General features: G+C 45.7%; 16 protein-coding genes. 8 read left to right on the plus strand and 8 right to left on the minus strand.

Going from position 1 to position 15,193, the window contains the following annotated elements; genetic code table 11:
• Positions 1–46 precede the first annotated feature (46 nt).
• Entirely contained in the window at positions 47–523 is a 477-nt protein-coding gene (locus KXJ80_RS02845; protein WP_037423787.1) for a hypothetical protein, read from the plus strand.
• A gap of 60 nt (positions 524–583) precedes the next feature.
• On the opposite strand, the gene KXJ80_RS02850 is transcribed toward KXJ80_RS02845, so the two are convergent.
• The 4 genes from KXJ80_RS02850 to KXJ80_RS02865 form a co-directional block, all read right to left on the minus strand.
• The gene (locus tag KXJ80_RS02850) at positions 584–2,086 is read right to left on the minus strand and encodes a DUF3300 domain-containing protein (protein ID WP_218737765.1); all 1,503 of its coding nucleotides are present in this window, start codon (positions 2,084–2,086) and stop codon (positions 584–586) included.
• A gap of 149 nt (positions 2,087–2,235) precedes the next feature.
• Positions 2,236–3,600 carry an ATP-binding protein gene (locus KXJ80_RS02855; protein ID WP_218737766.1) on the minus strand — a complete coding sequence of 455 codons (1,365 nt, stop codon included), beginning with the start codon at positions 3,598–3,600 and terminating at the stop codon, positions 2,236–2,238.
• Positions 3,593–4,288, minus strand: a complete 696-nt coding sequence (locus KXJ80_RS02860) for a response regulator transcription factor (RefSeq protein ID WP_218737767.1) — start codon at positions 4,286–4,288, stop codon at positions 3,593–3,595. Before KXJ80_RS02860 ends, KXJ80_RS02855 begins: the two co-directional genes overlap by 8 nt.
• Before the next feature lies 1 nt (position 4,289).
• Positions 4,290–4,592, minus strand: a complete 303-nt coding sequence (locus KXJ80_RS02865; RefSeq protein ID WP_037423775.1) for a PepSY domain-containing protein — start codon at positions 4,590–4,592, stop codon at positions 4,290–4,292.
• Positions 4,593–4,952: 360 nt separating this feature from the next.
• Here KXJ80_RS02865 and KXJ80_RS02870 point away from each other — a divergent pair, with 360 nt between their 5' ends.
• From KXJ80_RS02870 to KXJ80_RS02895, 6 genes are all read left to right on the plus strand, one after another.
• A complete protein-coding gene (locus KXJ80_RS02870) occupies positions 4,953–5,873 on the plus strand; it encodes a choice-of-anchor H family protein (RefSeq protein WP_218737768.1) in 921 nt (306 codons plus the stop codon).
• A 314-nt stretch (positions 5,874–6,187) separates the two neighbouring features.
• Positions 6,188–6,514, plus strand: coding sequence for a hypothetical protein (locus KXJ80_RS02875; RefSeq protein WP_218737769.1), 327 nt, complete (start codon positions 6,188–6,190; stop codon positions 6,512–6,514).
• A gap of 116 nt (positions 6,515–6,630) precedes the next feature.
• A complete protein-coding gene (locus tag KXJ80_RS02880; protein ID WP_218737770.1) occupies positions 6,631–7,098 on the plus strand; it encodes a hypothetical protein in 468 nt (155 codons plus the stop codon).
• Between the two features lie 105 nt (positions 7,099–7,203).
• Positions 7,204–7,794, plus strand: a complete 591-nt coding sequence (locus KXJ80_RS02885) for an HNH endonuclease (protein WP_218737771.1) — start codon at positions 7,204–7,206, stop codon at positions 7,792–7,794.
• Positions 7,795–7,996: 202 nt separating this feature from the next.
• A complete protein-coding gene (locus KXJ80_RS02890) occupies positions 7,997–8,584 on the plus strand; it encodes a hypothetical protein (RefSeq protein ID WP_218737772.1) in 588 nt (195 codons plus the stop codon).
• A 90-nt stretch (positions 8,585–8,674) separates the two neighbouring features.
• On the plus strand, positions 8,675–9,151 hold the full coding sequence (locus KXJ80_RS02895; protein WP_218737773.1) for a peroxiredoxin: 477 nt from the start codon (positions 8,675–8,677) through the stop codon (positions 9,149–9,151).
• Between the two features lie 111 nt (positions 9,152–9,262).
• On the opposite strand, the gene KXJ80_RS02900 is transcribed toward KXJ80_RS02895, so the two are convergent.
• The 3 genes from KXJ80_RS02900 to KXJ80_RS02910 all read right to left on the minus strand — a co-directional run bounded on the left by KXJ80_RS02900 (position 9,263) and on the right by KXJ80_RS02910 (position 11,675).
• Positions 9,263–9,652, minus strand: coding sequence for a YgiW/YdeI family stress tolerance OB fold protein (locus KXJ80_RS02900; protein ID WP_047535597.1), 390 nt, complete (start codon positions 9,650–9,652; stop codon positions 9,263–9,265).
• Between the two features lie 90 nt (positions 9,653–9,742).
• Positions 9,743–11,035 carry a sensor histidine kinase gene (locus KXJ80_RS02905; RefSeq protein ID WP_218737774.1) on the minus strand — a complete coding sequence of 431 codons (1,293 nt, stop codon included), beginning with the start codon at positions 11,033–11,035 and terminating at the stop codon, positions 9,743–9,745.
• On the minus strand, positions 11,007–11,675 hold the full coding sequence (locus KXJ80_RS02910) for a response regulator transcription factor (RefSeq protein WP_218737775.1): 669 nt from the start codon (positions 11,673–11,675) through the stop codon (positions 11,007–11,009). The genes KXJ80_RS02905 and KXJ80_RS02910 overlap by 29 nt, the downstream gene beginning before the upstream one ends.
• A gap of 89 nt (positions 11,676–11,764) precedes the next feature.
• On the opposite strand from KXJ80_RS02910, the gene KXJ80_RS02915 reads away from it, so the two are divergent.
• Entirely contained in the window at positions 11,765–13,042 is a 1,278-nt protein-coding gene (locus tag KXJ80_RS02915) for a DUF5666 domain-containing protein (RefSeq protein ID WP_218737776.1), read from the plus strand.
• Positions 13,043–13,110: 68 nt separating this feature from the next.
• Here KXJ80_RS02915 and KXJ80_RS02920 read toward each other — a convergent pair whose 3' ends face one another.
• Positions 13,111–15,087, minus strand: a complete 1,977-nt coding sequence (locus tag KXJ80_RS02920) for a methyl-accepting chemotaxis protein (protein WP_218737777.1) — start codon at positions 15,085–15,087, stop codon at positions 13,111–13,113.
• Positions 15,088–15,193: the final 106 nt, after the last annotated feature.

The raw sequence follows: 15,193 nt of genomic DNA on the forward strand, positions 1-15,193 counted from the left end.
TTGAGTCAGTCTGGCGATAGGACATGGATACATTAAGGACAGCGCTATGCAAGTTATCTTCACTAAAGGTTCGACCCGTTACGCTCAATTACGTTGTGTTCGCATGGATGGTAGTGCCACACAAACTCAGATGCCTGAGCAGGGGATTGCTCCCCACGATATGATTCACTACGTCGTTGAAAAACGCCTGCGGATTCAAGGCGCTTTTTTCGCGCAAATACGTGCTGGTGCCGATATCAATTTCACCCTTGAGCATAACGAAGCTTCTTTAGCGGTTGCTGATAAAACTGACATTTGGCAAACCGAATCGATCGTCGAAGCATTGCAATCTCTGCTATGGTCTGCTGATACGCCTAGCTATGCGGGATTTATCTATTTACTCGAGCAGGCCTGTAGTAACCGTAAATTAGCCGTACCTGAGATATCACAATCTGACTTTGAACATATTATCAATGAGATAATGGAGTTGACCATCGAGTGGCAAGGCATGGGTGAAGGCCAGTCCTTGACCTTAAAGTTTTAACGACTGAGCTATCAAAAAGAGCGCGAATCTTCGCGCTCTTTTTCTATATTTGATCTTTGCTTATTCCCGGTGGCGACGTTCTTGGCTCTGAGTTGAGCGGCCTTGATTACGCTCCACACTGCGTGATGCTTGCATATTTTGTCGGGGTTCCTGCCTTACTCTCGTCTCTTCCCTTTGTCTTGGCTGTGCTTGACGGGGCTGCTCCATACGTTGTGGTTCGGAGCGTCTCACCTCGGGGCGCGTTTCCTGTCTTTGTGGCTGAGAGCGAGTCTCGACGTTACGCGGCTGCTGGTCTCGACTCTGATACTGCCTTTGCGAGATATCCTTAGCTTGTTCCCGCGATGCCTTAGCCTGCATTTGCCTTACCTGATTATCATTGCGGGCATTGTCGTTACGCTCTTTTTGGTAACCTTCCCTTTTGGTTTGCGCCGAATTCGTCGGTGCCACACGGCGCTCTTTTAACTCGGCTTGAGTATTCTGAAAGCTGGGCGCCCGCTCGCGGCTATAGTTGTTGTCGCGGCTTAAGTTATTGCCTCTATCCTTATCATGGCTTTTATCATAGCCCTTGCTGTCTCGGTTATAACGTGCGTTTTGGTGTTCCCTTGATTTCGAGTACTGGCTGGTAAAGTGCTGGCTGCTGCCACTGGAGTGGGAGTCGCGGCCACGGAACTTGCTGTCAGCGTAGTAGCGTTCTTTTACCACGGGATTATGGTAAACCACGCCGCGTCTGTGCTCGGGTTTATGCTTCCAAGGTTGAGCGCCATGGCTGACCGAGTACCTTTCCCGTGGACGATAATGGTGGGAGTGATGGTGATCTATCACGACGACTTTATGGCGATGCCAATGAAATGAGCTAAAGAAGTAGTTAAAGGAAATATGGATCCCAGGCGACCAGTAAAAGTAGCTATGGCTTGGGCGGTAAGGGTAGCCAACATAGCCGCCAAACTCCCAATATACAGGCGGATAGGCCACGCCCCAACGCCAAGTACCGTAAACTACGCGGGGGTCATAATAAGGCACATATACCACTTCGCGGCGTACAGGCTCGATGATGATCTGGTTATTGGCGCGAGTTACCGCCATATTCTCCATACTGGCTAAACTGTTGGCTTTATCCGCCTGTTGTCTGAGTGATTGAATACCGTCCATCACTTGCGCCTCATCGGCCAAGAAGGCTTCGCCAAGCCTTTGGGTCCAATCCAAATCTTCGCTCATTTTCTGTAAGACATTGGGGAAAGCCATTAGTGCTTTAACACTCGGGTCCCAGTCCTTGTCTTCGGTGCGAGACATCACTTGATCAGTCGACAACTTAGGATGATCTTCCAACCAACGTTGCGCTTGTACTACTTCGAGTGGATAGGTTGAGGCGATCAAAATATGGCTCAACAAACTATCGGGATAGAGGGCAATAGGCGCAAGCATCTGCTCGAGTTCGGCTTGGCTCAATGAAGCACTTGAACCTTGGCTAATGGATACGCCCGCAGCTTGCGTCGGCGCGGTGAAAGGCAGAGCAACTAAAGCCGCCGATAACACTAGCCATTTCCATCGATATAATCTGTTCATGGTTCGCTCCAATAATCCTATTTGCGGATGTTATTGGCATCATAGGCGCGTGAATATGAACATAAGCTGAAAGTATATTGTGCGGCAAAAGCGTGTTGTAGATTTATTTTCTTACCAATAAAACGATATATGGCATTGAAAATAAAAGATTAAGCAGAATGGGTAAAGTTAACGGTAAACTTGGCGCCACCTAAATTTTCTGAGCGGGAAACAGAAATTCGACCGTTATAGCTATCCACTAAATCGCGGACAATCGCTAAACCTATGCCGTTACCTTGATGATAGGAATCGGCGCGGATCCCGCGCTCAAAGATTTGCGTTTGTAGGGGTTCGCTGATCCCTGGGCCGTCATCTTCGATACAAAGTTGCAATTGATAAGCATCGCCGGTGACGGTTAATTTGACCGTTGATTTAGCGGCTTTGCAGGCATTGTCGAGTAAGTTACCTAAAATCTCGGTGAGATCGGCTTCATCGCCCTTAAAAACCGCTTGTTCAGCGATTTCGCCACCGAGGTTAATTTGCGGTTCTCGATAAATCTTGGCTAAGGTGCGTAGCAGTTTATTGGCCACCTCATCAACCTTAATCCCTAAATGCCATGAGGCGGCCGCCGCAGTTTGGGCGCGTTTAAGCTGGTGGCTGATGATGCGACTGATGTTCGACACTTGCTCACTCGAGGCTTCACTTAAATCCACCTGACTTTTAATCACCGCCAGTGGTGTTTTGAGACTATGAGCTAAATCCGCAAGGGCGTTGCGGTAGCGCTTACGCTGGGTTTGTTCGGTATTGAGCAAGATATTGAGCTGCCTCGCCACCGCTTGTAACTCGCTGGGGTACTGGCTGCTCAGCTGGGTTGATTTACCTTGTTCCACATCGTGCAGCTCTTGGGTAAAGCGTGCCAGTGGTCTAATGGTCCAAATCAACCAACTCAGCTGAAATATCAGCATCACGAGAATTAAGATCAGTAACCAAGTCCAAAGCTGTTGATTAAATTGAGCTATCTGCTGCTGAAACTCCTGTTCATCTTTAATGATATGGATAGTCACCGGCACATTTTCATTCAGGCTGGCAAAGCTCACACTAAAGCTATAGATAAGGTGTGGCGCGCCCGCGAGGTCGATTTGATCGAAGGCACTTTGGCCCGTTGGCGGAATGGTGAACTGTGCTGGTGGCGTGATGCCCATAAAGGATTGCGAATGCCAGACGATGCTCTGTTTATGCTCCGCATCTTCGGTGGTGGCTATGGCATAGAGGCCTGATTGAATAAGGTTAAAGCGGTTCTCGAGCACTAATTCAGGAATAAAAATCCGTTTATTTTCGACTTCAGTCACCGCTAATACTGAATATACATAGGCACTTAGCTCATTTTTAGCGGCACTCTTTACCTGTTCAGCAAAGGCGTCATTGAGGGCGACCCCAATCAGCGGCAGCAGCACCAATATAAACAACAGCGCGCTAAGGACGAGCCGAGTCTTTAAGGAGTTGAGCAACTGCCAGGCAAGCGCGCGTTTACTCATCAGTACCTTGCTCAGGAGCAATGACTCTTAAACGATAGCCTTGGCCGCGCAGGGTTTCGATTAGATTGTATTGGTTATCGGGGTCGAGCTTTTTGCGTAAACGGCGGATAAAGACTTCGATAACGTTAGAGTCGAGGTCAAAATCCTGATCATAAATATGTTCGGTGAGTGCTGTTTTAGATTTCACTTCGCCTTGATGCAGCATAAAAATCTCAAATAGTTTGTATTCAGAGCCGCTTAGCGTGACGAGTTCATCCCCTTTGCGCACCTCTAAGCTACTGGTATTTAAACTAAAGGGACCGTTAGTGATGATTGGACTTGCTTTACCTGCCGAGCGTCGGATCAGTGCTTTAAGGCGGGCAACCAATTCCTCGGGATGAAACGGTTTAGTGAGATAATCATCGGCACCGGCATCGAGGCCTTCGACTTTATCTTGCCAGCTGTCGCGCGCGGTTAAAATTAAGATAGGGAAAGCGCGCTCTTTTTGGCGAATGCGGCGGATAAGGCTAATACCGTCGAGTTTAGGTAAACCGACATCGATAATGGCGGCGTCATAGTTATATTCAACGGCTTGAAACAAGCCTTCTTCACCGTCGCTGGCGGCATCAATGCTGTAATGGGCATCCAGCAAGTGCTGTTTTAAGTTGGCTTGCAGTGCTACGTCGTCTTCAACGAGTAAGAGTCGCATATTAATTCCTCGACACGCGTCCTGTGGCGGCATCCACCGAAACTGAAAAAACCTGGCCATCATTATTGAGGATTTTGACTCTATAGCCTGAGCCGCTCGACTGCACGCTGAGCACTTTTCCTCGATATTGTCGCTGCGCCATAGCCACGGCTTGGTCTGGACTATTCACCACAAGGCGGCGCTGCTCATTCTTAACGCCTTGGTCGCGCGATTGATTGCGATCATCGTGTTTATCATTGCCCGCTATGCAACCAAAGGAGGCACATAAACAAGCGACTAGGGTCAGTGTCAAACCAAGTTTCATATCTGTTACCCGTACAGGTTCGGCGATCTTAAGTAAGTGGCGAGCTTGATAGCTTATCGAGTCGACTAAGAATACCTCATCACCATAACAAACACATAGAGATCAGCCAATTGGTAAACACAATTCCTTTAAAATTCACTGTGATTCGTGAGATTTTATCGAGTTAATCCTCATCGAACCTCTTTACATATCAGGAGTCATATCCTGTGACATATTAGTAGTGTTAACCACAGCAGATGAATTAAGGCTGAACAGTAGTGTTGCTCTGAAATACAGCAGATTTTAATGTTCAGCTTATGTTCACCTTGAGTGCCCTCTAATGTCACCAATTTGAGCGGATTATCCAATGGGGTATTCAAGATGAACACAGTGAAACAACAAGTTATCGCAACCACGACTTATGTGAAGGCTGTAGTATTGGCCAGTGCATTACTGGCATCGACAATGGTGAGCGCGCAGCCGAGCGACGAGTCAAACTTGGCGCCCTTTAGTGCAGCAAGTATTGGTATGATGAAAAAGACCGATGCCGAGCAAGCCGTCAAGCAAGAGCAGCAAGCCTTAAGCCTATTGCAACAGTCGGCTCCCGCCCAAAGTGTAGCGGAAGCTACTGCCGCTGCGGTTAAATCGCTGGCACCGTCCTTCTCGGCACAAGGTTCGAATGTTCAGCGAGTACAATTGATGGGTGCAACCCCCATGACTCGCGAACAAGTGATCGCCAAACATACGAGTCAGCCGATCCCCAGTTCAAGCGCCGCCACTGAAGATCCCTATCGCGCCCCTATTTATCACAGCTTTGCGATTTTTGATGCCAGCAGCCGTTTGTTTGAAGACTTTGATTACGATGGGTTTTATCAAACCTTTAGCGTAACCTTCGATGTGGATGTGTTTGGCGCATATCTTAATGAGCGCGCCGACCTGTTTGCCGAGTTATACCTCAGTCGTAACGGTGGCCCTTGGGTGCATTACTACACCACGGACGTGTTTACCATCTACGGTGACTCGACTCAGGATGATTACGAAGTACTGACGACCCTCTACACTGGCTATCAAACGGATCACTACGATGTATTAATCGATGTCTATGAGGTTGGTTATAGCGATATTGTCGCCACCATTAGCGCCGATGATACCGATGGCTTATATGCCTTGCCGCTAGAAAGTCGTGACCGCGATAGCTCTGGTGAGGTAATTATTGTCGAAGAAGGCGGCGCTATTTCTTTCTTTGCTCTGCTTGGTTTAGGACTGTTGGCTGTACTGCGTAAACGTGAAGAGTTTATTTAAGATTTGATTTTGATGTGCAATTTGACTGAGTTTATCAAAGGCCATACTGACTATACACGCAGAGTAAGAAGTCGGTCTCACCTTAACATGGCAGCGTATCCATCGATACGCTGCTTTTTTATTTCAAAATGCACACCGCAAAACAAGCAGAAATCATGCGTTTGCGCACTTTCTACCCAGAATGATTTTTGCTATTGTGGAAATCAAATTTTAAATCAGCAGCTTGTGAGTGATTTTGCTAAGTGAGCAGCTGTGAGATTGGGCGTATACGCACAATAGAAATGTTAGCCGTCATAGAGCAGAAAGGGATAAAAGTGAAAGATATATTAAACGTAAATGCTCATTTGAAATATGTAGAATTTCTGTTATCTGCCTTTGATCGTCGTTCTGATTATATGACATTAGGTGAACTACGACTTGAGTTTAAAAGCAGATTTCAAACGCTTCAACCTTTATTAAATAAAAGTTTTGGTATTTATAGGTTACTCCAATTAATTCTTATGAAGGGAGAGTATAAGAATTTAGGAATAAAGCTGGAAGGAGGTGTTAATAAAATTAAAATAATTCTTGATTCAATCGATCATAATAAGTTTTTAATCGATGAAATGAGTTATACATTATTCAAAAAAAAGAAGAGATAAAATTTTCTTACGAGGAATTTAATGATTTTTATATCGTATAGAAAATGAATTCTATGCTAGTGTAAACAGCTAACAAGTGTCTCAGCCATTTTTATGCCGTTAATTGGAAACTTATAATGCAGCTATCTGCTCGAATAGTATTGGATGATGTCATTTCAGCATACGACATGCTGGAAACAGAATCTGATCCTCAAAAGTTCAGGATAATGTGGATCGCAGCTATCTCGCTTTGTAGGTCTGTAGGTCAAGTTCTGAACAAAATTGATTCAAAAAGGTCTCTGGATCTTTCTGTAAAGATAGAAGAGCAGTGGCGTGAAATTAAAGCTAATCGACAGGATAATTTAATATTTCACGAATTCATTGAAAAAGAAAGGAACTTGATCCTTAAAGAGTATGAAGTTGGTTATATCTCAGGTTCATTCGGTGTGGTTAGTGGTTCAACTTATCTTGGTCAACTTGACGAAGGCCTATATTCTCCTATTGCGTCAGGAGAGTATGAAGGTGAAGATTGTAGAGATGTGCTCAAGCAAGCAATTGATTGGTGGATCCGTAAAATAACGAAGATCGAGCAGTATGCCCATTAACAAGTTAAGTAACTTCGCGCCTTCGGTGTCGGACGCGCAAAATATACGCGCCGATTATTGAGACGTTAGAGCGTATTGAGCAAGATATTCAAGGATAGAGAATGTATGGAATTTGAACAGCTGGATAAAGCTTTGCATCGCTTAAGTAATGCTGTGTCAAAAGGGTGCAGCACAGCGTACTGCCATCGTTTGTGGAGTAATTTTATTCGTCTCCGTGACCTCAACCGTTGCGTGGTGTGTAATAGTTCTAAGCGAGTGGCGGCGCATCATATTCTCCGTAAAAGCTTTCTATCTGGAGCAAGGTTCGAACCGGGAAATGGCATTACACTTTGTCTATCCTGCCATAAAGAAGTTCACAGAATCTTTAATCGCGTGCCAGATCTTCAACAGCCTATGGACGCCGAGGGTGGAGAAAATATTGAACTAATGGTGGAGCTCCTTGGTTATCTAGCAGCAGATGCTTTTGAACGAGGAATACTTTCAAACAAGTATTATTTTTTAAGCGATAGGTATATTGAAACATGCAAGAAGTTTCAAGGTATTGAAAAGATTGTACAGTTTCCTGGTACTCGCCTTGAGCAAGCCTTCTGGATCTGGCGTCAATCGCCCCGCGAGGTAATTAGAGCGCTATTTTTGTCTAACGGTGTTGATATTCCAGAAAATTTTATTCAGTTGGGCCCCATAACATGGAAGTGATCTCAAACGAAGAAAGTGTACACCTATCCTAAAACGTCGATTTTTTGCTTATGATGCTGCTCAAGTGCTTTTAATGGCCCTATTCAAGCCACTTTAGCCTGAGTAAGTTGTAGGCAAATCTAAAGTACATTATGTTTTTGTTTTATCTTGGGTTCTCTAATTTATTTTGGTGGACGTTAAATTTAGAAGCATGGAGTTTGCTTTGATTAAAAAATGGATATTACTCTCTTTGTGCTTTTTCCTTATGTCTTGCGGATATAAGGGGGATGGAGATTTTAAATCATATGGTTATTGGCCACTTATCACGTACGAGCTTACTTTGCCCGATTTTCCTTTTGAGACTGGATCAAAGCATAAGTTTGATTTAAAAGGTTATAAGTCTCATGAAACTTCGACTATAAGTATCGAGCTATTCAGTGATAATGAACATGATTTTGCTGAGCTTGATACCGAAGTTGAGCTTAAAATTGTAAATGATTTAGGCGTTACCTTTTTTTACAGGAAATCTCCTTTAAATGCTCATTTCAAAAGGATGCAAGAACTTAAAGAAGCATCATGGGCTAATGAATATGAGTGGAATGGAAGATATTGCTATAAAAACCAAGATGTGAGTGATCGAGCTGTACCATTTTCATCAATTGAAATGCCAGCTAAAACAAAAAGTATGCGATATTTTAATTTCTTTGCTAGTGATGCTGGTTCACTAAGCCTCACTATAAATATTGGTAGCGTTCCGTCACAGTTTGAGGATTTGAAGGTAAGAATCAATCTATCATCTGGTTGGAAGTAACAATGGTCAATCCCCCCTTTTTCTCTCGGTGTTTATCCTGTCGGATTCGGGCTAGTATGGGCGAGTTACGTTAACTAAAGGAAGAGAGACATGATTGCTCAAGGTCAAACATTACCAGCGGCGACGCTAAGCCAATTAACAAAAGATGGCATGGTAAATCATCAAGTTACTGAGCTGTTTGCGGGTAAAAAAGTGGTGTTATTTGCAGTGCCAGGTGCTTTCACACCAACCTGTTCTGAAGCACATTTGCCCGGTTATGTGGTGCTGGCCGATCAGTTTAAAGCCAAAGGCGTTGATGTAATTGCCTGTGTATCGGTAAACGATGCCTTTGTGATGAAAGCTTGGGGCGAAGCGCAAAATGCGTCTGAACTACTAATGTTAGCAGATGGCGATGCCAGCTTTACTAAGGCGCTCGGATTAGAGATGGATACCGCAGGCTTTGGCGGTGTGCGCTCACAACGTTATGCGATGATTATCGATAACGGCGTGGTGACGTTACTGAATGTTGAAGCGCCTAAGTCATTTGAAGTGAGCAAAGCCGAAGTGGTGTTGGCGGCTTTAAGTTAAGATGTTAAGCGGATGCCCCTGAACTTATGGGGCTGATGTGTCGCTTGCTTGAGCGAGAACAATAGCCAGCCTAGATGAGGCTGGCTTTTTTATTCGGGCTTTTTTATACGGTTATTGAGCGAGTTGAATGCTGTCGGCATCGATAGTGACTTCTGACCAGTCCTTATCCACTTCACCGCGAATAATGACTTGGGTTTCTGGTGTGACGGTATGTCCGAGCCACAGATCATCGTCAATTTCGATTTTAATCTCGCCCGTGCTGTCACGGAAAATATAATCATCGTGGCCAATTGAAGACATGATATGGCCGGTTAACTCCACTTGAGTGTCATCGCTGGCATTGAGCGCACTGACGACATCATGAATGATTTGCCGTGCACTAGGGCCTTGAAAGCCGCCACGTAATTGGGGTTCGCCCGTTGTTGGTTGAAATCCAGCTTGGCTGCACAAGGCACTCAATGACAATGTGATTGCTAACATACTTAAGGTGATTTTATTCATCTAAATGTCCTCTTTCTAATCTTACGCCGCTGGGCGACTCATCTGCGGCGTGTATCATGCCAAGACGAGCGTGAAGCAGTTGTGAAGAATTTAAGCTGATTCATTTAGATGCTGTTGTGGCTCGCCGTTATCCATAAATTGGATAGTTGCCAGATAGTCATTCCCTAGACTTTGGGCCGAAAAGTGCCACCCCATGCGCTCGCTTATCCGTTCAATAATGATCAAACCACAGCCATAGCCCGTGGGCTCGGTGCTGTGGGGACTAAGCGGATTTTTTATGGTTAGTTGATTGTTATTCAGCGTGATTTCAATATCGCCACTGCTGTAGTTAAAGGCATTTTTAATTAAGTTGCCTATCACTATGTCCACAAAACTCACCGGTGCGCAAATGGCGGTATTTTGGTTAACACTGAGCTGATAGCGGATTTCGTGTTTGGCAAAATGCTGCGCCATTTCACTTAATAGCTGCGTAAGTCGTGCGGCTAAATCAACTTGGTCATAGTGTTGCGATTCAATCTGTTCCTTACCTAATAACAAAAAGGTTTCGGTGAGGGTTTTCATTTGTTGGCTTGCGTAATCAATGCGGGCAATGGCTTTGTTAGCGATCCGCTGCTGGGCTTCGTTCCCGTTGTTTGGCAGTTTTTTAAGTAATTCTGTCGAGCCTTGGATCACCATAATGGGCGTGCGCAGTTCATGGGAGGCAAAGCGGCTAAACTCCTGCTCCCGAGTAAAATAGGCGGCAATTTTGGCTTTATTTTCCAGTAGCGTTTGTTCGATATGGCGGGTTTCACGGTAGGGCGTGCTAGGGATAAAGCTTGGCTCCTCTGGCGTCAGCGCATTGATTTTGCGTTCAATTTCAAAAAATGGTGCCGATAGTAGCCGCACAAAATATAAGCCATAGGCCATGATGAACAGCAGTAAACCTACTCCGAAGAGGGATATCAAAATATGCAGCCTGTCCTCATATCCATCGAGAAAGTCATCCGCATCATCCTTATACACCACATACAATAAACCTTGTCCTGATGGGTGCGGCGAAATCAAAAAGTGCTTATCTTCGGCGCCCAATTGGTGCTCATAAAAACCCGTTTGTTGATAAGCTTGCAGCCATTGCGGCACAAACTCTTTGCTCCAATAGGTGGTGAGTTCGTGGATATCGGGGAGCTGAGCTTTATCGCCAAATCGTTGATAGTTTTTTTGGTATTCGCGGGTTTCGGTCGCCAATTTGTGTTCAAGGCTAATGACCTCAATTTGTTCTTCGGCGATATAAATCAAACCCCAGAAAATCGCGAACATTAGACTAGTGAGCACTAAAAACGTTAGGCGGATTTTTTTATATAAGCTCGGTAATGGCTTAGGGGAGGAGTCGGTAACCTTGGCCATGAATTGTCTCTAGTTTGGAATCTGTAAAGCCTTTGTCCAATGCACTGCGCAGGCCGTAAATATGGCTACGAAGCGCGTCACTACAGGGGGCTTCGTCACCCCAAACTGCATCGATAACTTGTTCTTTACTCACAATAGCGGGGGCATGTTTGAGCAGTAGCGTCAAAATCGTGCGTTGGATTTTACTCAGCTTGATTTCCTTACCCGCGCGGCATACTTGCTGCGTTGCGACATTTAAGCTGATTTCACCAAAGCGCAATATACCTACATCTAAACGCGGCCCGCGGTTATGCAGTGACCGTAGACGCAGGCATAGTTCTTCCATGGCGAAGGGTTTATTTAAAAAGTCATCACCGCCCGAGGTAAAGGAGTCAATTTTGTCCTGCAGGCTATCTCTGGCGGTTAAAAACAAAATCGGCGTATTACAAAACAGCTCTTCGCGCAGTTTTTTGACCGTATGAATACCGTCTAATTTGGGCATCATAATATCCATAATGATCACGTCATAATGGTTTTGCTGTATTAAATTGATGGCGCTTTCACCGTGATAGGCGCAGTCAGCAATAATGCCTTCGAGGGTTAAATAGTCCATGATTGTTTCTATAACATCATGATTGTCATCAACAATTAATACTTTCATTCGTTATCTTCATTTCTTCACGTTTGCTTGACGTTTCCCATACTAAGATGCCAGCCGTTGATTTAACAAGGTAAATAAGGGAGAAAAAAATGAATAAGCACTTAGTAGGTATTAGCGCATTACTATTAACCGCTTGTGGTGGCGACGGTTCATCAACGGATGTGACGCCACCTCCCGCGAATTTACCCGCTAAAGTGATGGGGACTGTGACTCAAGTGTCCGCAGACCATCAACAGATCACTGTGAATGGATACAAGATTAATATCGCCAATGCAGACATTCGTTATCAACAACAACCACTGGATGCCAAAGCAATTCAAGTGGGGATGCGCCTAGATTTGGTTAACCAAGGTCAGCAGGCTAAAACGGTTGAGGTCGATCCTGCGCTGGTTGGTGAAATCAGTGCCATCAATCAAAATAATATTACGGTCAATAGCATACAGTTAGCCGTTGCATCAGCTAGCCAATATAAAAAGGGCGATTGGGTAGCGGTAAATGGCTACCCCACAGTGGTCGGACAATGGCAGGTAGAGTCGATTAACCTTTTCCCTAATCTCGCAATTGCTGAAATTGAAGGTCGAGTAACAGAGCTTGATCCAGTTATGCAGCAATTCCGCCTAGGCTCAGCCTTGATCGATTACGCCAATGCCGAGTTAGAAGGGCAGTTAGCCGAAGGTGTGTGGGTTGAGGTTGAAGGTCAACAGGATGGCGCCGTATTTAAGGCCCATGAAGTCGACGTAGAAGATGCGAGTGATGTGCCGACATTCAACGAGATGGAGTTAGAGGGCACAGTAACTTGGGTTAACCAAGACAAGAGCCAGTTTGAGCTTAATAGCCGCACACGACTCTATGTGACTGAACAGACTCAATTTGAAGATGGTAATCGCACCAATTTGCTGGAAGGTAAGCGCCTAGAGGTGGATATTCAATCTACTGCGCAGGGCCTGTGGGCCAAAGAGGTCGACTTTGAAAGTTCAGATGCGGGTGGCCCATTACCCGATTTAGGTAACAAGTTTGAGCTTGAAGGGCGAGCTACGCTCGATAGCAATAACCAGCTACAAATCAATGGCTTTACCTTTATTATCGACGCGAGAACCCAGTTTGATGATGGCTTAACCCTTGCAACCCTTGATCAAAAATGGCTGCAAATTGAAGGTGTTGAATTAGCCGATGGCCAATGGCTAGTGAAGGAAATTGATCTTGAACAGCAGAGTAATGAACTGGAGTTAACCGGAAAGGTGAGCCAGAACAGTCTGTGGGGTTACCATGCTAGTGATGCCTCATTAGCAACCTTTGATGGTAAATGGGTTAATGTGGAATGTCAGTTTGATGGCATGCAAATCCACAGTTGTCGCATTGACGACTAATGCCTGTTAACGACCCCTGCAAATGGCAGCGAGATTGATCTCTTGCTGCCATTTTTATGTGCTTAAGCTTAAGCCGCGCGCATTGGCACGACACGACTGTCGGCAATACCTAAACTGGTTTCGATATTTTCCACGCTTTGCTGCACTTCTTGGGCGATGACTTCGCTCTGCTGCGAACTGGTTTGCGCTTGGTCTTTCAGGTTATCCATGCTGCGAACAAATTCATCGAGGTAATCCACCTGTTCCTTGGCGTTGAGCGAGCCTTGTTTGGCGGTATTGGCCATTTCACTCGCTTGATTTTGTACGGTTTGTGCCATTTGCCATAGGCTCTGTGCCCGCTGTTTTTGGCTATCGGTCGCTTGGGCAATGCCATCGACACTCTCGCCGAGAGCAAGGTTAGATTGGGTGAGCTGATGCAGGATTTTCACAATTTCATTTAACGACACCTGAGTACGTTGGCTAAGGCTGCGCACCTCATCGGCGACCACGGCAAAACCGCGACCTTGCTCGCCTGCGCGGGCGGCTTCAATGGCGGCATTAAGTGCCAGTAAATTAGTTTGCTCGGCGATATTGCCAATTACATCAATGATTTTTGCCACATCTGCCACTGAGTTATTCAGGCTTTCGAGCGAGGCATGGCAAAGGCCAACCGCCGTTTGGGTTTGCTCTGTGGCACTCAGTACCGCTTCGGCCTCAGTTTGGCTCGACTGCATTTGGCGCATGGTTTCGGCTGCGCTTTGTTCAACCAGTGCTGAGGTATGGCTGACCTCATTGGCGAGGCTACGGATATGCTCGGTTTGCGACTGCGTGTCGGCGACTATGGTCTGAGTGTGTTCGGTGTGCTGCGACAGTTGAGTAATGCGCGCGACCAGCTGACTTAAGGATTGAGAAACCTTAGTCATTTGTTGGCGCTGCAGTTCATCTTCCTGTTCAAAGCGATGCAGTAGCTGATTAAAATGCCCTGCAATTTGGCCAGTTTCGCAGCGGCGATTGATGTCCAAACGTTCACGGCTGTTGGACTCGCTTAATTGCATAAAGGCTTGATTGAGGCGTTTGAGGGGGTTAACCACGCGGTTCTGTTGCAGGATTAAATAGCCGATAGCAAACAGCGCCATAATCGAAACCATCGCATAAAGAATGACTTGTAACTCATATTTGAGCTGTTGGTTTTTGGCGGCCTGTGCTTCACCGAGGGCAATGAGCTGCTGTTCAACTCTGCCAATCGCTTGAATTAATTGCGCTTGCATCTCCTGATTGGCTTGCAGCAATTGGTGGGTGTTGGCGACTTCTTTATTGTATCGATTGGCAAGGCTTAACAGCTCGTTGCGATCATTTTCGCCCACTTCAATTTGCTCTGGCTCACTTGCGCCGAGGGCAAATTCATCGGCTTCCTGTTGTTCATATACGCCGATTAATGGCAGGGTGTTGAGTTGATCGCGCCATTGGTTAAGCGCTTTACTGGTGCTGTCGAGAATATTCTTAAGTTGCTGATTTTTATCAATGAGATAGCCATCGGTAAGCTGCGACAGTTGATAAACAATGCTGGGAAAGTCACGGCTTAATTGCAAATATTGCTCGGCTATTGCTGCATTAACGGCTAAGCCTTTGTCGGCATAGCTACCAAGCCTACGGTTATAGTCGAGCATTTCGGATTCGGCGTGGGCCAGCAGTTGTCTTGGGTTACCTGCGAGTTTGCCCGCCGCGCGGTATTTAGTGTCTAAGTCTTGAATGAATTGATTCAGGCCGGCCTGTAATTCCTCATCGGCATTACCTGATGCGGCAAGGTTGAGTTCGCTGAGTTGGTTTTTGATTTTGCTCAGCTTGGCTTTGGCTTCTTCGAGTTGGGTCGCGTTGCCGCTGGTTAAATAGCCATCAAGATCGCGGCGCACACCTACGAGAAAGTCCTGTTGCAGGCCTTGGAGTACTTGGGTTTGTTGCTCAATCTGCTGTCTTTGATCGCTACTCCAAAGTACTACTGCTGCTAATAATCCCGCAAGCAATAACAACAGCGCTGAAGCAGTACGTGACAAGGTCGAAATCTTCATGATGCAATCTTCATTGGAAACTTAAGGTAAGTTAACTGCCTAAAGTTTATGAATTTCGCGTGACATAAATATGACAGAACCAATCAAATGTCAGCGTTGTCATTAT

Source organism: Shewanella xiamenensis (assembly GCF_024971755.1).
Taxonomy (GTDB): Bacteria; Pseudomonadota; Gammaproteobacteria; order Enterobacterales; family Shewanellaceae; genus Shewanella; species Shewanella xiamenensis.

Bases quoted from the DNA above. Each gene is read 5' to 3' on its own strand.
- KXJ80_RS02905 (WP_218737774.1), bottom strand. From the start codon at position 11,035: ATGGCCAAGGTTACCGACTCCTCCCCTAAGCCATTACCGAGCTTATAT.
- KXJ80_RS02880 (WP_218737770.1), top strand. From the start codon at position 6,631: ATGCAGCTATCTGCTCGAATAGTATTGGATGATGTCATTTCAGCATAC.
- KXJ80_RS02910 (WP_218737775.1), bottom strand. From the start codon at position 11,675: ATGAAAGTATTAATTGTTGATGACAATCATGATGTTATAGAAACAATC.
- KXJ80_RS02900 (WP_047535597.1), bottom strand. From the start codon at position 9,652: ATGAATAAAATCACCTTAAGTATGTTAGCAATCACATTGTCATTGAGT.
- KXJ80_RS02885 (WP_218737771.1), top strand. From the start codon at position 7,204: ATGGAATTTGAACAGCTGGATAAAGCTTTGCATCGCTTAAGTAATGCT.
- KXJ80_RS02870 (WP_218737768.1), top strand. From the start codon at position 4,953: ATGAACACAGTGAAACAACAAGTTATCGCAACCACGACTTATGTGAAG.
- KXJ80_RS02865 (WP_037423775.1), bottom strand. From the start codon at position 4,592: ATGAAACTTGGTTTGACACTGACCCTAGTCGCTTGTTTATGTGCCTCC.
- KXJ80_RS02855 (WP_218737766.1), bottom strand. From the start codon at position 3,600: ATGAGTAAACGCGCGCTTGCCTGGCAGTTGCTCAACTCCTTAAAGACT.
- KXJ80_RS02915 (WP_218737776.1), top strand. From the start codon at position 11,765: ATGAATAAGCACTTAGTAGGTATTAGCGCATTACTATTAACCGCTTGT.
- KXJ80_RS02860 (WP_218737767.1), bottom strand. From the start codon at position 4,288: ATGCGACTCTTACTCGTTGAAGACGACGTAGCACTGCAAGCCAACTTA.
- KXJ80_RS02920 (WP_218737777.1), bottom strand. From the start codon at position 15,087: ATGAAGATTTCGACCTTGTCACGTACTGCTTCAGCGCTGTTGTTATTG.
- KXJ80_RS02895 (WP_218737773.1), top strand. From the start codon at position 8,675: ATGATTGCTCAAGGTCAAACATTACCAGCGGCGACGCTAAGCCAATTA.
- KXJ80_RS02845 (WP_037423787.1), top strand. From the start codon at position 47: ATGCAAGTTATCTTCACTAAAGGTTCGACCCGTTACGCTCAATTACGT.
- KXJ80_RS02850 (WP_218737765.1), bottom strand. From the start codon at position 2,086: ATGAACAGATTATATCGATGGAAATGGCTAGTGTTATCGGCGGCTTTA.